This window comes from Streptomyces sp. SDr-06, from assembly GCF_003324565.1.
GTDB lineage: Bacteria > Actinomycetota > Actinomycetes > Streptomycetales > Streptomycetaceae > Streptomyces.
The window spans coordinates 135663-150790 of record NZ_QOLA01000006.1 but is presented as its reverse complement, the minus strand read 5'-3'; the positions used below and the strand labels follow the sequence as shown (position 1 = coordinate 150790).

Genomic DNA, 15128 nt, shown 5'->3' with positions numbered 1-15128 from the left:
CCCGCCCCGCTCACCGGCCTGGTGACTCGTTCTCCTTCGTCCGGGTCGTGGACGGCGGGAAGAACGCGCGGGTGGGAAGGAGCAGCCCGGCGAGTGACAGCGCGGTGAAGACCACCTGATGGACGTGGTCCTTGCCCGGCGGCAGGCGGCCCACCAGGTGCGCGATCCAGAACACCGGGTAGAACCACAGCGCGAGCCAGGCCCACCGTTCCCGGCGGCGGAACGGGACGAGGGCGATGAGCACCCCGAAAAACCCCATGCCGGTCGCCGCCACCCCGTCGGCCCGCATGAGCCGTTCGTTGTCGGACGAGGGCGCCAACACCGCGACGAGACCGAAGGCCAGGATGCCGCCCCCGACGACGACCAGGCAGATCCACGCCGCCTTCATGAGGAGGTTCTCTCGCTTCACGTCAAGAACGTACCCGCCGGGGCCGGGGGGGGGGGCATCCGCAAGCGGCGCCGCACCTGGACCTCCGGGGATGCGGAGGACGCTCACGGACGCGTCGCCACCAGCAGATCGACCAGATAGGTCTCCTCCACCATGTCGTCCGCGAATGTTGCACGGAGCCGCCGGCGCTCCTCCGCGAGGAAGGCACGCCGACGGGCCTCGTCCAGGACGAGGAACGCGGAGCGGCTGCCGATGTTGGAGAGATGCGTGTCGAGGGTGACCGTGCGGCTCCAGCGGATCTGGCGGCGTGCGACTCGCAGTCCGGTCAGGCCCGCCAGCCGGATCGCCTCGTTGTCGTCGGGGCGCCGCGGGGGCGCCGGCTTGGTCTCGCAGTGGTGGGCGATGCGTTCATGTTGCGCGCGGATCCACGGAACGTCGAAGGCCGTGGTGTTCCACCAGATCGCCATCGCGCCGTCGGTGCGCAGGACCCGCAGGGCCTCGGGGACGGACCGGGGCGGGTCGGTCCACTGCCAGGACTGTGCATAGGTGATCAGGTCCTGCGAGGCGTCGGCGAGTGGGAGGGCGTTGCCGTCTCCGCGTACGACCGGCACGTCCGGGAGCGCCCTGCGGCATGCGGCGGCCATGGCGTCACCGGGCTCGACGGCGATGACCTCGGCGCCCCGCCCGTACAGCAGGGCGGTGGCGATTCCGGTGCCCGCGCCGACATCGGCGACCCGGGTCCCGGCCAGCCTGCGGCGCGTGAACTCTTCGACGGCGTCGAAGAGTGCGGGCGGATACGAAGGCCGACTGGCCGCGTACTGGGCGGCGGCCGCATTGAACGACTGTGCGCGTGAGCTGGCGGTCATGACCCCATCATCGCCCTGCTGTCAGCAGGATCGGCATCGGGCAGCCCGGACGCCGGTCCGCAGACGTCCTGCGCGCCCTCGCCCCCTCACAGCCGCTCAGCGCCACGGAAGTTGTCCCTGGAGAGGTCTCAGCTGCCGCTTCCTTCGGCGAGGGTGTGCGCGACCAGGGCATTGGCGTGACCGTGACCCAGGCCGTGCTCGGTCTTGAGCCAGGCGACCAGTTCCATGTGCTTGGTGAGGGGTGAGGTGCGGATGAGGTCCTTCCACTCCGCTATGGGACGGCCGTACTTCTTCTCGATGGAAGGGAAGTAGCTGGCGGGGCCCTTCACGGGTGCGGTCATGGCGGCGGAGTCCTGTCTGTGCGGTGGGAGTGCCGTACGGGTCGCCCGTACTGCGTCGGGACGTGAGGTAGACGGTCCGGAGCGGCCGAACTCATCGGTGCGGCGAGAATAGCTCGGAGAACACCATCGCCGCCGCCCTGCTCGGCATCGCGATGCTCGCGCGTGACGTCCCGCCACTCCTCACTCCGTGCAGGCGGGGTTCGTCGTCAGGCGGTGCTCAGCGGATGGGTCGCGGTGGCCGAGCGTGGGGGCCAGGCGCGAGGCGCGAGAATGCCGAGCACGTAGGCGCGGGCGACCAGGGCCGGCCGGGTGTCGGCGCCCAGGAGGTCCCGCAGGCGGCTGAGGTGGTAGTCGACCGTCTGCCGGGACAACTTCAGCGAGGCGGCGATGTCACCATTGCTGCTGCCCGCCGCCAGGAGGGAGAGGATGCGCACCTGCGCGGCGGTGAGTGAGGGGTGGGCTTCGTGGGGGAGGCTTTCGTGGGTGACGACGGCCCACACGTGCTGGGCCCGGGCGCCCCCATGGCCGACCGTCGTCAGATGGAGTTGCGTACGCCGTTGCCGCCCCTGGGCGTCGACGAGGAGCGCGGACACCTCCACCCGTCGGGTACGCCGCGCTATCAGGGCGTTCCACCTGCGGTGCAGCCGGTCGAGGCCGGGCTCGGGTGCGAGGAGGGTGTGCGCGCGGCGTCCGACCAGGTCGGGCAGGCTCAGGCCGAACAGCTCGGCGGCCGCCGCGCTGGCCCTGACCACGCGTCCGTTGGCCGACAGCAGAGCGCAGGGCAGGCCGCTGTGGTCGCGCAGGGCCCGCAGGTTGTCCTCGGCCTCCTGTCGCTGGACCATGGCGCGCAGGTGGTCCGTGATGTCCACGTAGATCCCTGCCACGCAGGTCCGCGCGTTCTCGCGCACGGGAAACCGGTGCCCCACCGCCTGGCCCGCGCTGCCGTCCGGGCGGCGGTAGTCGAGAGTGTGGCGGACCGGTGCGCCGCGCGTGAGGATCTCCTGGTCGAGACTGCGGAACTGCTCGGCCTCGGCAGGGGCGTCGAAGTCCTCGATGCGCTTGCCGATGAGCTCCTCCGGAACGGTGCCGTAGAGGTGGGCGTAGGCGTGGTTGGCCCACAGATAACGGCCGTCGCGGTCCCGGATGAAGGCGGCGGCCGGGGCGAGGTTCACCAGCCGCGCGAACGCGGCATGCCCCGTCGGGATGTCGGGGTGGGCGTCGACCTCCACGGCGAGGCCGCGCGTACGCCCGTGGGCTCCCCCGTCGTCCACAGGCCAGCTCACATCGAAGGTACGGCCGTCGAACCGCGTCTGCCAGTGGCCCCCGCCCGGCGGGCGCTCCGGGCGCGGAACCTCGGTACGTATTCGGTCGAGGAAGCGCCGTGCCATGCCCGGGTCCGCGAAGGCGCCGCCGCCCGTCTTCCGCACCTGCCAGGGCTCGTCGGCCTCCCACCAGAACACCGGCAGGCGTTCGAGCAGCGCCTTGAGACTGGAATCGTCCACAGCGTCTCTCCGTCCATATACGGGCTGTACGCAGCCAACTGACGCACAGTCACCTTGCGATGGGTATCCCGCCCCCCGTGCGCGCACGCTCTGTTCTCGGCCGAAGTGAGGGGCGACATCGAGCCCCCAGCGATGCGAGAAGCCCTCAACTGGCCACGCCACTCAGGCATCTGCCTGAATCGCGGCGGCCCCTCGGGACGATGCGGGCGTCGGCCGCGTGGTCCCCTGGAGTGTGCGGGTGAACACGCCCCGACCCATGCGCCAGGAGATCCCCCGCACTCCGCGCGCATCGCCGATCAGCACGACAACCCAAGTGACACGTACCGCGCGTACGACCGCCACGGCGCGCGTACGGCACGCATCGACACGGACGAATGGAGACGAACTTCAGTGAGCAAGGTGCTGTTAGTGCATGCCAAGGGTGGTCCGCCGCTCGGTCACGTCCTGTCCCGGACGGCCGCGAGGGCGGAAGTGCACCTGCTGGCGCTCAGCGCTCTGCCTCCCTCCGTGGCGGGTTCCGCCCGGAGACTGTGCGCCTCGATCGTGAAGCCTGCCGACGCGCAACGCTCCGACCTGGTGGATCTCATCGTCTCCCGGGCACAGGCCGTGGGCGCGGACGCGGTGCTCACCTTCTCCGAGTACGCCGTGGTGGCGGTCGCCGAGGCGTGCGAGGTGCTGGGCCTCGCGGGAGCCGGGCCCGCCGCCGCGCTCGCCCGGGACAAGCGGCTGATGCGCCGCACCTGGAAGGAACACGGTCTGCCGCAACCCGAGTTCCGGGCGGTCGACACCGAGGTCGACCTGCACGAGGCGGCCCGGGTCCTGCCCTTCCCGCTGCTCCTGAAGGCGGCCTGGAGCGCGGGCTCCACCGCGCACCAGATCATCCGATCCCCGCAGGAGGTGACCGCCGCCTGGAACCGCTCCCGTGAAGTGATGGCCGAATCAGCGCAGTTGGGGTACGCGGAACTCCATGTGGCGGAGGCGCAAGGCCACTTCGTGGTCGAGCAGATCGTCACCGGCACCGCCGCGCAGTGGTTCGACGAGCCCGGCTGGGGCGACTACGTCAGCGTCGAGGGGGTCGTGGCGGACGGAGTCTTCCACCCGGTCTGCGTCAGCGGCCGGATGCCCACGGTCGAACCGTTCACCGAGCGCGCGGGCATCACCCCGGCTCTTTTGTCGCAGGACGCCCAGGACCGCGTGGTGGCGCTCGCGCGCGAGGCCGTCGACGCCCTTGGACTGCGGGACTGCGGGACCCACACCGAGATCAAGCTCGGCGAGAACGGCGCCATGTGGCTGATCGAGACGGCCGCCCGGTTCGGTGGCGCGATGACAGTGCCGCAGATCGAGGACGTCTTCGGCCTCGACCTCGTCGGCATGCTCGTCGACCACCTCGTCGGCCGCCCGGTCCAGTGGCCCGAGCAGGCGCGGACCCCGGCGCAGGCGCGGGGCGCGGCGGGTTCCCTCGTCGTCCTCGCCGTCGACGGCGGGGGAGAGGCCTGGCGGGACCGCAAGGTCTGGGACTTCCCGGCCGTCGCCCGGAAGGTGTCCCTCAGCCGGGGCAGCGAGCTGTCGGTGGTCGCGGAGAGTTCGCTCGCCGATGGCAGCGTCGTTCCGGTCTACGACCCGGCCGCGGGCGCCAACACCATGGCGGCGCTGTGCCTGCTCTCCGCCTCCGACGCGCGCACGGTGCTGCGCGACTTCGAAACGCTGGTGGACGCCCTGCCGCGCGTTCTGCCCGCCGCACGACATGAGGAGGTCCCCGCGTGACCGCCCAGCTGTTCACCCACGCTCCCGAGCCGGCCACGGACCGTACGGTCGTCGGCGAGAACCTGTCCCTGCCGCTCTTTCGCACCCTCTCCGGAGTCCTGGCCGGGCACCCCTACCTCAAGGTCGTCGTCGACCGGGCCGAGAACACCTGGCATCTGCTCGACACGGTGGCGCATCCCTTCCACGTCAACTACATCGCCACCCGCGTCCTCGGCATGGAACTCGCCGAGCTCGACGCGGACCTGGACGCCTTCAACGCCTCCGTCTACATGGACCCCGAGCGGCGGTTCCTGCTCGGTGTGCTGTCCCTGCACACCGACGAGGATCCCGAGGGCCGCGAGCGTACCTTCCTCGTCCTGGAGACCACCGAGGCCGACACCATGGGCGGCCAACTCCTGGAATTCTTCTACGGGTTCGTCAGGGACCGCGTCGACGGCAGGCTCCCGCTGCTGCTCAAGCCCGCCAATCACGGACAGGAGGAGGAACTGGCGGCGATCAGTGAACTGCGGGTGCCGCGCATCCTGAGCCATGAACTCTTCGGCAGCCGCGTCCGGACGCCGCTGAACCCCGGCGATGCCACCGGTCGGCTGCGGTACTTCCCGACCCACGAGGCGTACGCGGCCGCGGAGGCCGGGCTCGGCTGGGCGGACATCGTCGCCATGCCGTGCCTGCCCGACGACGTCCCCCGGGTGGCAGGATTCGTCAACACCGCGCCGATCACCCCGCTCTCCCACACCAACGTGCTGGCCTCCGGGTGGGGGATACCCAACGCGATCGTGCGGGATCTGGAGTTGCTCGTCGAGAAGGACGGCCTGGACGGCGCATGGGTGCGCTACCGGGTGTGCGAGGACGACATCGTTCTGGAGCGCCTTGACCACGAACCCGCCCTGCGGGCGCCGGCCTGGCACCAGCAGCGCATCCGTCTCGAACCGCCCCTGCTCGATGACACCCCCGTCCTGGCGCTGCACCGGCTGCGCAGCGCCGACCGCGACCGCTACGGCACCAAGGCCGCCAACCTCGGCGAGCTGCACCACGTACTGGACAGCCGTACGGCCGACCTGACCGCCTTCTACGCGCGGCCCCGCCCGCCGCGCGAGGACCTCCTGGGGCACCTCGCCGCCCGGCTCGGCCTCAGCGCGCCCTCCGCTGCCGAACTCCGCACCAGGGCCGCCGACTTCGTCGCCTCGACGGTCGGCGCCCCGGACGGCGTCGCGCTCCCCTTCGCCCTCCAGCAGCGCTTCCTCGCCTCGTCGCCCGCCCTCCAGCAGGGCATCGGCAAACTCAAGATGGCACTGGAACTCGACGCGAACGACGTCCTGGACTCGCTGTGCCTGCAACTCCAGCAACTGGTCCGGCACACGCCCGTCCCCGAGTCCGTCGCCCGGCAGATCAGCCAGGCCTTCTCCGCCCCGCCGGCCGCACCCAGGCGCCTGGTGGTGCGCTCCTCGTCCAACGCCGAGGATCTGCCCGGATTCTCAGCGGCCGGTGTCTACGACTCCGTCACCACGGTCCACGACACCGGTGAACTCCTGGACGCGGTACGGCAGGTGTGGGCGTCCCTGGTCTCGCCCCGCAGTGTGCGCTTGCGCCATCAGGTCGGCATCTCCCTCGACGACACCTACATGGGCGTGATCATCCAGGAGTACGTGCCCGCCTCCCTCGGCGGCGTCCTGGTGACCTGCGACCCGACCCGCCGCGCGGACTTCCGCAACGTCTACCTCAACTGCTCGCCCGGCTCCCCGGAACAGGTCGTCGACGGCTCGGTCCTGCCCCAGCAGTACCTGTACAACGTGGTGGAGGGCGGGGGCCGCACCGTCGCGCTGGGCTCCTGGGGCGAGGCCCTGCCCGCCGCCACCCGCGCCCGGCTCGCCGACCTGTCCCTGACCGGGCGACTCCTGCAGTCCCACTTCAGCGGCTCGCACCTCGACGGGACACCAAGCGGGCCCCGCGCCGACGGCCCCTCCCGTGGGCCCGACGTGGACAAGCCGCTGGACATCGAGTGGCTGATGACCGAGCGGGGCGACTTCCGGCTGGTCCAGATCCGCCCGTACGCGCTGTGAGCCCGCGCACCGAGGCGGCCCGCCCCGGCAAGGGCACGCTCACCCCCACCGCCCGCCGGCTCATCCACCTCAACTACGGCTTCCAGCTACTGTTCAACCTGCTGTGGTGGATGCCGGTGTTCTACGCCTACCAGCGGGAGGCCGGTCTCTCCGACGGGCAGATCTTCGGCATCCAGAGCATCTACTACGTGGCGTTCTGCCTGTTCGAGATCCCGACCGGGCTGATCGCCGACCGGATCGGCACCCGCAACTGCCTGCGGGCCGGCGCGGTGGTGATGACGGCGGCGAACCTGGCCCCGGTGGTCAGTGCCTCGTACACCGGCTTCCTGCTCCACTTCCTCGCCATCGCCCTGGGCCGTTCGCTCACCTCGGGCGCGGCCAGCGCCTACCTGTACGACGGGCTGCGCGCGGAGAAGTGTGACCGGCACTATCTGAACGCCGAGGGCACCGCACGGGCCCTGGGGCTCGCGGCGAAGGTCGTGTGCTGGCCGCTCGTCGGCCCCCTCATGGCGCTCGCCCACACGGCGCCCTACGTCCTCAGCGCTGCCAGCGCCGCGGGCTCGCTCGCCTGCGCCGTCGCGCTGCCACGGCTCACCGGGACGGGCAGCAGCCAGGAAACGGCCTCCGCCCGCGTCAGCCGAGGGCGCGGAGGCGGGGCGTTTGTGCGGGACGCGGGGGACGCGTTGCGCTGCGTGGCATCGTCGCCCTGGCTCGGCCTGGTGATGGTGCAGGGTGTGGCCGTCTTCACGCTGTCCCGGATCTGCCAGGTCAACCTCTTCCAGCCGATCCTGCTTGACCACGGGATCGGGGAGGCCTCCAGCGGCGGCGTCCTGGCCGCGATGACGGTGGCCGAGGCGGTGGCCTCGGCCCGCCCCCAGTGGCTGAGCCGCCGCCTGACGCCGGTCGCCTGGGTGTCGGTCCTCAGCCTGGTGCTGGCGGGCACCCTGGCGGCCATGGCGTTCGGTGGCCCCTGGACCGTCGTCGCGCTGCTCTGCCTCTTCGCCGCCGCGACCGGCTTTGTCTACCCGGTCCAGCGCAAGCTCGTGAACGACGCGGTGCCCGCGAACGCCCCGCGGGCCACGCTGCTGTCGATCGAGAGCATCGTGGACCGCGCGGTGTGTGCCCTGGCCGCGATCGCGGTAGGCGCCTACGTCTCCGCCGGTCGCCTGGACACCCTCCTGCTGCACAGCGCGCTCGCGACCGCCGTGCTGCTCGGCGCCCTCCAACTGCTGTTGCGCGTCGGGGCGGTGAAACGGGACCGTGCAGCCTCCTCGCCCCCGACAGCGGAAGCGGAACCACCGCGCACCCCGGCCGCCCGTGCCCGCTCCGGCAGCAGCCGCGGTCGTGACGAAGGCGAACCCCGATGACCACAGCCACCACGTGCCGACAGCCAGCAGTGTTGGGGGCGGTCAGCCGTCGAGATCGGCGGCTTGGCCGCGCAGGGCGCGTACGAGCGCCTGCATCGAGGCCGCTGGGGGGCCCGGCATGCGCACCAGGCTGACGCGGCGCACCTCGTCAGCTACGCCGTCGACGGACACGAAGCGCACGCCGGGCGGGGCGGCGGGGAGCAGCGCCGGAGTGGCCGTGGTGAGGCCGGCGCCCGCCGCGACCAGGTGGAGCTTGGTCAGCCAGTCGCGGGCGGTGTGGTGGACCTGGGGCCGCCCGGGCAGACCGGGCCAGATGCCGAGCATCGGCTCGTCCGCGGTGCCGGGGCCGGCGACCCACGGTGCTCCCGCGATCTCCTCGACGCTGACGCTGCCCCGGTCGGCGAACGGTCCGTGGGTCGGAACCGCCACGGCCAACCGCACTTCCAGCAACGGCTCGACGCGCAGGGGCGGCGCATCCGTGTCGGGTGACCGGTGCGGCGGCCGCGAGGTCAGGAGGGCGAGATCCAGGGTTCCGGCGCGCAGCGCGCGCGTGAGGGAGGGAGTGGTCCCTTCGCGCGTGGTCACCTGGATGTGCGGGTGCTCCTCGCGCAACAGCGCCAGGGCTCGGGGCACGATCACCGCTCCCGCGAGGGGGAAGAAGCCGAGCCGGACGCGGCCCCTCTCCACCTCCTGCGCGCCGCTGAGCTCCCGGTCGGCTGCCTCCAGGGCGTCCAGGGCGACCACGGCGTGCCGCAGCAGAGCGCGGCCCGCCGCGGTCAGTCGGACACCGCCGGGGTGGCGGTCGAAGAGCCGGGCGCCGGCGGCCTGTTCCAGCGCGGCCACCTGTCGGGAGACGGCAGACTGCGTGTATCCGAGGGCTCCTGCCGCGGCCGTGAACGTGCCCCGTTCCGCCACCTCGCGCAGCACCCGCAGCCCGACCAGCGTGATCTCCACAAGCCCTCCATGAGCAAACGGCATGTCCATCATGCCGGATCTTCGTTGGTGGAATGCCTCGGACGTTCCTAGCGTGGAGGCATGAACGAGCACGCCACGAACGAGACGTCCGGACTGGGCGGCCGACTGCCTCTCCTTCTTCCCGACACCCTCGACGAGGCGCAGCGCACGCTGCACGACCGCCTGCTGGCCACGCGGGCTCGCCACGCTGAAGAGGCCGGGTACACGGCCGCGCTGCCCGACGGCCGGTTCATCGGCCCCTTCAACGCCCTGCTGCGTGTCCCGCACCTCGCCGCGCCTCTGCTGGAGTGGGCCGAGGCCCTGACCCGGGTCGGCATCGCGGCAGATGTCCGGGAGGTGGTCGTCCTCACCGTGGCCGCTCAATGGCGCGCCGAATACGCGCTGTACGCCCACACCGCCGCCGCCGGGAAGGCGGGCCTGCCCGAGCAAGCCATCAAGGCTCTGCACCGGGGCGAGGCTCCGCGCGGCCTGCGCCCCGACGCCGAGGTGGCCCACCGTCTGGCGACCGCGCTGGTCCGCGACCACCGCGTGGAGCACGACCTCTATGACGAGGCGGTGGCGGCGTTCGGTACGAACACCGTCATCGCCCTGGTGACCCTCGTCGGTCAGTACCTCAGCACGTCGGCACTGCTGGCCTGTTTTCCAGGTACCGGCACCCCGCTCGGACCGTAGAGGCGCCCACGGCCTGAATCGCCCACACCGGCAGGGCCCGAGGCGGCCACCACAACCACGGACAACGACGCACACGGAAGGCAAGACGTCATGCCCTTGATCAACATCTATCTGCGCCAGGGGACCACCCCCGAATACCGTCGGAACGTCTCCCTGGGACTGCACAAGGCCATGGTCGACGTGCTGAAGATCCCTCAGGACGACCAGTTTCACGTGTTCCACGAGGTCTCGCCCGACAACTTCCAGATGCAGCCGGTCGTGTTCGGCCTGCGGCGCAGCGAGCGCACGATGCTCGTCCAGCTGACCTTCAATCACCGCACCGCCGAGCAGAAGGCCGAACTGTTCCAGGCGATCGTCAACAACCTCCAGCTCTTCGCCGACGTTCCCGAGGAGGACATCCTGATGGCGATCATGGAAACAGCCAGCGAGAACTGGTGGGCCGCCGGTCGCGTGGTCAACCCCGCCACCGGATATGACGAGCGCATGAAGGACGTCCCCACGGCCGCCGAGGCAACGAGCTGACGGTCTTCGCCCTGCGTCTCGCGGCGCACCCGTCGGAAGCCACCGAGGAAGCCCGCAGCAGTGGAACCCGGCTTCGCCGAGCCCGGCTGCGGGCTGCCGTCCGACGCCGGTCCGGCACCCGACAAGGCGGAGCCTTCGGGCTGAGGGTGAATCAGCGGTTCTCGGTGCTGCCGCAGACGGAGGCAGAGCGTGCCACCCGCAGCGCAAGGCCGACACGGCCAGCGGTGGTGGCGCAGAAACTGTTCGCCACGCTGCTCGGAGTCCGGCCGCGGGGACGCTGAATTCGCGCTCACGCCAACGGAGTTGCTCCACACCGGGCATGGCTGAACGGGAGCAGTGGCGCACCACGCCGGGCCGCTCCCGTCATCCGTGGACGGGGATCACTTGATGTCCGCCTCCTCCGGGACCACCACCTGGTCGATCATCTGCTGGATCTTCTCGCTCGGCAGTGCCACCGCGAGCGCCCAGTAGTAGATGACGAGGCTGAACACCGCCACGACGGCCATGTCCCACCACAGCGGGAACCACGGGTGCTTGAGGGGGCCGAAGTCGCTGGCGTAGACGATGAGTCCCATGCCGATCAGATAGACGGGCAACCACTGCGCCGCCCGCAGATCGAGCTGCGGCGTGATCGGGTTCATCTTGAACACCCGGTTGGCGATCAGGATGACGTAGCCGATGAGGATCGCCACTCCCAACTTCCAGTCGGTGCTCCATCCCGACCACAGGATCAGGAGGTTGGCGACCACGAAGGCCAGTGGCGACATCCAGCTTCCGCCGGGCAGGCGGTAGGGGCGTTCGGCGTTCGGCAGGCGGTTGCGGAAGACGCCGAAGGACAGCGGCGCGCCGGCGTACATCAGCACACTGGCGCTGGTGATCAGTCCCACCAGCGACTGCCAGCTCGGGAACGGCAGGAAGCAGATGCAGCCAGTCACGAACGCGGCGATGAGGCCGGGCCAGGGAACGCCGCGCCGGGTGGTCTTCTCGAAGACCTGCGGAATGTAGCCGTTGCGGCTCAGCCCGTAGGAGACCCGCGAGGAACCGGTGATGTAGATCAGGCCCGTACCGGCGGGGGAGACCACCGCGTCGAGATAGAGGATGGCGGCCAGCCAGCCCAGGCTGAGAAGGGTGGCGAGCTGGGCGAACGGGCCGGTCAGGGTGTTGAACGCGGCGGTGGCCCAGGTGCCGTGAATCTGCGAGCCGGGCAGTGCGGCGAGGAAGGCGACCTGCAGCAGGATGTAGATGATCGCGCCGATCACGATGGAGCCGATCACCGCTCGCGGGATGTCGCGCTTCGGGTTCGCGCTCTCTCCCGCGAGCTGGTCGGCCTGCTCGAAGCCCAGCAGCGCGAAGATGATGCCGCTCGTGGAGACCGCGCCCAGGATGCCCTTCGCGCCGTAGGGGTTGAATCCGTCGGCCGCGGTGAAGTTGCTTCCGTGGAACTGGACGATGGCGAGCACGAAGATCGTCAGCAGCGGGATGCCGACCTTCCACCAGGTCGCCGCGCTGTTGGTGCGGGCCAGCAGCCGGATGCTGAGGAAGTTGATGGCGGTGATGACCGCCATCAGCGCGATCGCGACGGCGATCCCGGAAGCGGTCAGAAGATCCTGGCCGCCCTTGATCTTCAGCCAGCCTTTGGCCCAGGAGTAGTGCTGGCCGTACGTGATCATCGCCAGCACTTCGATGGGTGCGACCGTGGCCGCCTGGAGCCAGGAGAACCAGCCGAACGACGCTCCGGCGGCTCCGCCGAAGGCGTAGTGCGGGAAGCGGGCCGTGCCGCCGGAGACCGGGTACATTCCGCCGAGCTCGGCGTGGACCAGCGCGAGGATCAGGATCGCGACACTGCCGATTCCCCAGGAAATGATGGCGGCGGGTCCGGCGACCCCCAGTGCCTTCTGTGCGCCGAACAGCCAGCCGGATCCAATGATCGACCCCTCGGAGGCCCAGATCAGCCCCACGAAGCCGATCTCTCGCCTCAGGCCGGGTCGACCGTCGCGCGTGACGGGTGTCGCCTCGGATACGCCCATGGCCGCACCTTCATCCAAGGTGATGTACGTCACAATCGTATCGCTAGATCGTGCATCGCACACCGGCCGGAAGGGCACCTGGTTCTGGCACCGTCCGGACCCGCCGATTCACCCCTCCCGCCCGGCGACCTGGCCTCCAGGGGCCAGGACCATGGCGCTCCAGCGACCGCGCATCCCGGCGCGGCTGGTCACGCCGAGCGTCCGTTGGCCGAGAAGTGCTGGTAGTCCGGCGGATTCCAGCGGCCGCCCCACTGCCAGCCGATCCCGCGCATCGCCGTGGTGATCACATCCCCGGAATGGATCATGCCCTTCGCCTGCTGGGACCGGTCCAGGAAGGCGGCGCCGGCTGGGGGGTACACCTTGTCGTTCACATCGACGTACGGGTTCTCCAGGGTGTTGATGTCCACCGCGTCCCCGTACGAGTGCTGGGAGACCTCGGACGGATCGCCGGTCACCGCGCGGCAGTTGAAGGCGGAGGTGTTGTCGGCGGCCATGGCCGCCTCGTCACTTCCCCCGAACTCGGCCATCACGCGCATCTGCCGGATGGGAAATTGCGTCTGCAGGGCCCGCTCGAAGACCTGGAGAAGCGGGGCCACCGCACGGTCGCGCACGACGAGTTCACCCCGGTGGACCTGGCCGTCGAAGCCCCAGTGGTTCAGCTGCACGAGCCGGAGCTCGGAGGGCGCGACCGGGCAGCCGGAATGCCAGCTGAAGCCCAGTTTGGCTTGCGGAACGGCGGTGACGATCGCGTCGAGCGCGGGACTCGGCAGCGGGGTTGCGGCGGCGGAGCCGGGGAGGCCGCACAGAGACAAGGCGGGCACCGCGAGTGCGGCGACGATACGGGACCGGATCTTGATCACCGTTCAGGCATAGCGCGCCCGGGCTGTCCGGTCATCCTTGGCGACCCCGATGTGGACGGCTTCATGGAATTTTCCCCCCGAATGCAGGGCCCTGTTCGCGTTCGCCGCCGGTGGTCGGGCGTCCGAACACCGCGAGGCACGGGGCCTGGGCATCGTTCATCCCGCGGTCGATCCACCCGCAGGTCTGCCGGTGCGGTGTCCAGGACCTGAGCCAAGTGGTCGAGCACCGGTCGAATGTCGTCGGAGCACGTCCAGGCGGCCCGTGTAGTTCCCGTCAGGCCGCTCCGGTGTCCTCACCGGCCAGGAACGGACGGAGCAGCGCGAGCAGAGCGTGCGGCCGGTGCAGCGGGATGATGTGGCCGCAGTCTTCTATGACGTGGCCGGTGAGATCGTCGGTGACCGGGCGGAGTTGCCGCTCCAGTGCGGATCCGACGGGCCGGGCGCCCAGTGCCATGGTCGGCACCGTCAGCCGGGCGTCGGCGACTGCCCGCTCGATCTGGGCCGCGCTCTCGGGCAGTGCCCGGTAGTAGGAGAACGCGCAGCTCAATGCCACGCGTCCGGTGTACGCGCGGACGAAGGCGTCCCGAACGTCGGGGCGCACCCCCTCGCCCAGCGTGCCGCTGCGCAGGAACCAGTCGACGTAGTCGGCCTCGTGGCCCTCCAGCACGGTCTCGGCGAGGCCGGGCGCGGCCGCATGGAAGCCGAACCACCACGGTGGCCCGTCGGCGAGGAAGTTCTCGGCGCCGGGCAGCCTGCCCAGCAGGGACTCCATCAGGACGAGGCGTCGTACGAGGTCGGGGCGGCGCAGGGCGAGGAGGAAGGCGGGTGGGGTGCCCGCGTCGATGCCCACCACCGCGGCAGATGTCGCCCCCAGCGCCGCGAGGAGAGCCGCGGCGTCCTCGGCGAGGGCGCTCGCGTCGTATCCGGAGGTGGCCCGGCTGCTGGCGCCGAACCCCCGCAGGTCCGGTGCGATGACGCGATAGCGGCTGGAAAGATCGGCCATGACCTCAGTCCACAGCTCCCAGGTGTGCGGAAAGCCGTGCAGCAGGAGGACGGCCGGACCGGATCCGGCGAGGGCGACGTTGAGTTCGACACCGTTGACGTGAATCCGTCGCAGCTCGGGCATGGGGCCCTCCGGAGAAGTAGTGCGTGATAGTGACCAGGTCACGCTAGGGAACTACCCTGGTCGGCCCAAGACGGCACTTTCGAATCAGGTGGTGAGGCCGGGGTGACCACGTCCGAGCGAAACGCGCGCGGTCGGCGGCCCCGCGATCGCGGAGACCTGCTGGATCCGATGTGCCCGACCCGTCAGCTACTGGACCGGGTCGGCACGAAGTGGACGTCCATGGCGGTCAAGGTGCTGGCCGAGGAGGCACCGGGGGAGGTCCGCTTCGCGGAACTGCGGCGCCGAATCCCGGGCATCTCGCAGAAGATGCTGTCCGTCACCTTGCAGAGCCTGGTCCGCGACGGCTTGGTCGCAAGGCGCGTGGAACCCACCGTGCCACCCGCCGTCCACTACCGACTCACCCAGCTCGGCCTGTCGCTCGAAGGACCGCTTTCCGCGCTGCGGGTCTGGGCCGAGACGCACATGCCGGAGATCGACCGCAACAACCAGCTCGCTGAGGAGTCACCGGGCGAGTAGGGGGCTCGCACCGGGGGAGGGACGTCTACGGTGCCGAGCCGGGGGAGCGGGCGAGGGGCCCATGGCGTCGGCGGCCAGGTGATACTCGCTGCCCGTCCTACGGCGAGCCCACCTCCACTGGGGCCCTCAACGCCTCTGCCCG

14 protein-coding genes are annotated in these 15128 nt (G+C 70.7%); 6 read left to right on the top strand and 8 right to left on the bottom strand.

What is annotated here, in order from left to right:
• Positions 1–10: 10 nt before the first annotated feature.
• From DT019_RS15590 to DT019_RS15575, 4 genes are all read right to left on the bottom strand, one after another.
• Entirely contained in the window at positions 11–409 is a 399-nt protein-coding gene (locus DT019_RS15590; RefSeq protein ID WP_223279562.1) for a hypothetical protein, read from the bottom strand.
• An 83-nt stretch (positions 410–492) separates the two neighbouring features.
• Complete coding sequence (locus DT019_RS15585; protein WP_114037386.1) at positions 493–1254, bottom strand: class I SAM-dependent methyltransferase; 762 nt, start codon at positions 1252–1254, stop codon at positions 493–495.
• A 128-nt stretch (positions 1255–1382) separates the two neighbouring features.
• Positions 1383–1595 carry a DUF4287 domain-containing protein gene (locus DT019_RS15580; RefSeq protein ID WP_114037385.1) on the bottom strand — a complete coding sequence of 71 codons (213 nt, stop codon included), beginning with the start codon at positions 1593–1595 and terminating at the stop codon, positions 1383–1385.
• A gap of 206 nt (positions 1596–1801) precedes the next feature.
• On the bottom strand, positions 1802–3097 hold the full coding sequence (locus DT019_RS15575; protein ID WP_114037384.1) for a PAS domain S-box protein: 1296 nt from the start codon (positions 3095–3097) through the stop codon (positions 1802–1804).
• 390 nt (positions 3098–3487) lie between these two features.
• Between DT019_RS15575 and DT019_RS15570 the strand changes: the two genes are divergently transcribed.
• Genes DT019_RS15570 through DT019_RS15560 form a run of 3 tightly spaced genes read left to right on the top strand, consistent with a single transcriptional unit; the run spans position 3488 to position 8288 of the window.
• Positions 3488–4861, top strand: coding sequence for an acetyl-CoA carboxylase biotin carboxylase subunit family protein (locus DT019_RS15570; protein WP_114037383.1), 1374 nt, complete (start codon positions 3488–3490; stop codon positions 4859–4861).
• The gene (locus DT019_RS15565) at positions 4858–6921 is read left to right on the top strand and encodes a PEP/pyruvate-binding domain-containing protein (RefSeq protein ID WP_114037382.1); all 2064 of its coding nucleotides are present in this window, start codon (positions 4858–4860) and stop codon (positions 6919–6921) included. Before DT019_RS15570 ends, DT019_RS15565 begins: the two co-directional genes overlap by 4 nt.
• Positions 6918–8288, top strand: coding sequence for an MFS transporter (locus DT019_RS15560; RefSeq protein ID WP_223279561.1), 1371 nt, complete (start codon positions 6918–6920; stop codon positions 8286–8288). Before DT019_RS15565 ends, DT019_RS15560 begins: the two co-directional genes overlap by 4 nt.
• 42 nt (positions 8289–8330) lie before the next feature.
• On the opposite strand, the gene DT019_RS15555 is transcribed toward DT019_RS15560, so the two are convergent.
• On the bottom strand, positions 8331–9242 hold the full coding sequence (locus DT019_RS15555) for a LysR family transcriptional regulator (protein WP_223279560.1): 912 nt from the start codon (positions 9240–9242) through the stop codon (positions 8331–8333).
• 81 nt (positions 9243–9323) lie between these two features.
• Here DT019_RS15555 and DT019_RS15550 point away from each other — a divergent pair, with 81 nt between their 5' ends.
• Positions 9324–9935: a carboxymuconolactone decarboxylase family protein gene (locus DT019_RS15550; protein ID WP_114037381.1), complete on the top strand. Its 612-nt coding sequence runs from the start codon at positions 9324–9326 to the stop codon at positions 9933–9935.
• Between the two features lie 90 nt (positions 9936–10025).
• Entirely contained in the window at positions 10026–10457 is a 432-nt protein-coding gene (locus DT019_RS15545; RefSeq protein ID WP_114037380.1) for a tautomerase family protein, read from the top strand.
• Between the two features lie 380 nt (positions 10458–10837).
• On the opposite strand, the gene DT019_RS15540 is transcribed toward DT019_RS15545, so the two are convergent.
• The 3 genes from DT019_RS15540 to DT019_RS15530 all read right to left on the bottom strand — a co-directional run bounded on the left by DT019_RS15540 (position 10838) and on the right by DT019_RS15530 (position 14470).
• Positions 10838–12484, bottom strand: coding sequence for an APC family permease (locus tag DT019_RS15540; protein ID WP_114037379.1), 1647 nt, complete (start codon positions 12482–12484; stop codon positions 10838–10840).
• Between the two features lie 188 nt (positions 12485–12672).
• Complete coding sequence (locus DT019_RS15535; protein WP_223279559.1) at positions 12673–13344, bottom strand: M15 family metallopeptidase; 672 nt, start codon at positions 13342–13344, stop codon at positions 12673–12675.
• 274 nt (positions 13345–13618) lie between these two features.
• Positions 13619–14470 carry an alpha/beta fold hydrolase gene (locus tag DT019_RS15530; protein ID WP_114037378.1) on the bottom strand — a complete coding sequence of 284 codons (852 nt, stop codon included), beginning with the start codon at positions 14468–14470 and terminating at the stop codon, positions 13619–13621.
• A 168-nt stretch (positions 14471–14638) separates the two neighbouring features.
• On the opposite strand from DT019_RS15530, the gene DT019_RS15525 reads away from it, so the two are divergent.
• Positions 14639–14986 (top strand): winged helix-turn-helix transcriptional regulator, encoded by a 348-nt coding sequence (locus tag DT019_RS15525; RefSeq protein ID WP_114037377.1) that lies wholly within the window; start codon positions 14639–14641, stop codon positions 14984–14986.
• Positions 14987–15128 lie beyond the last annotated feature (142 nt).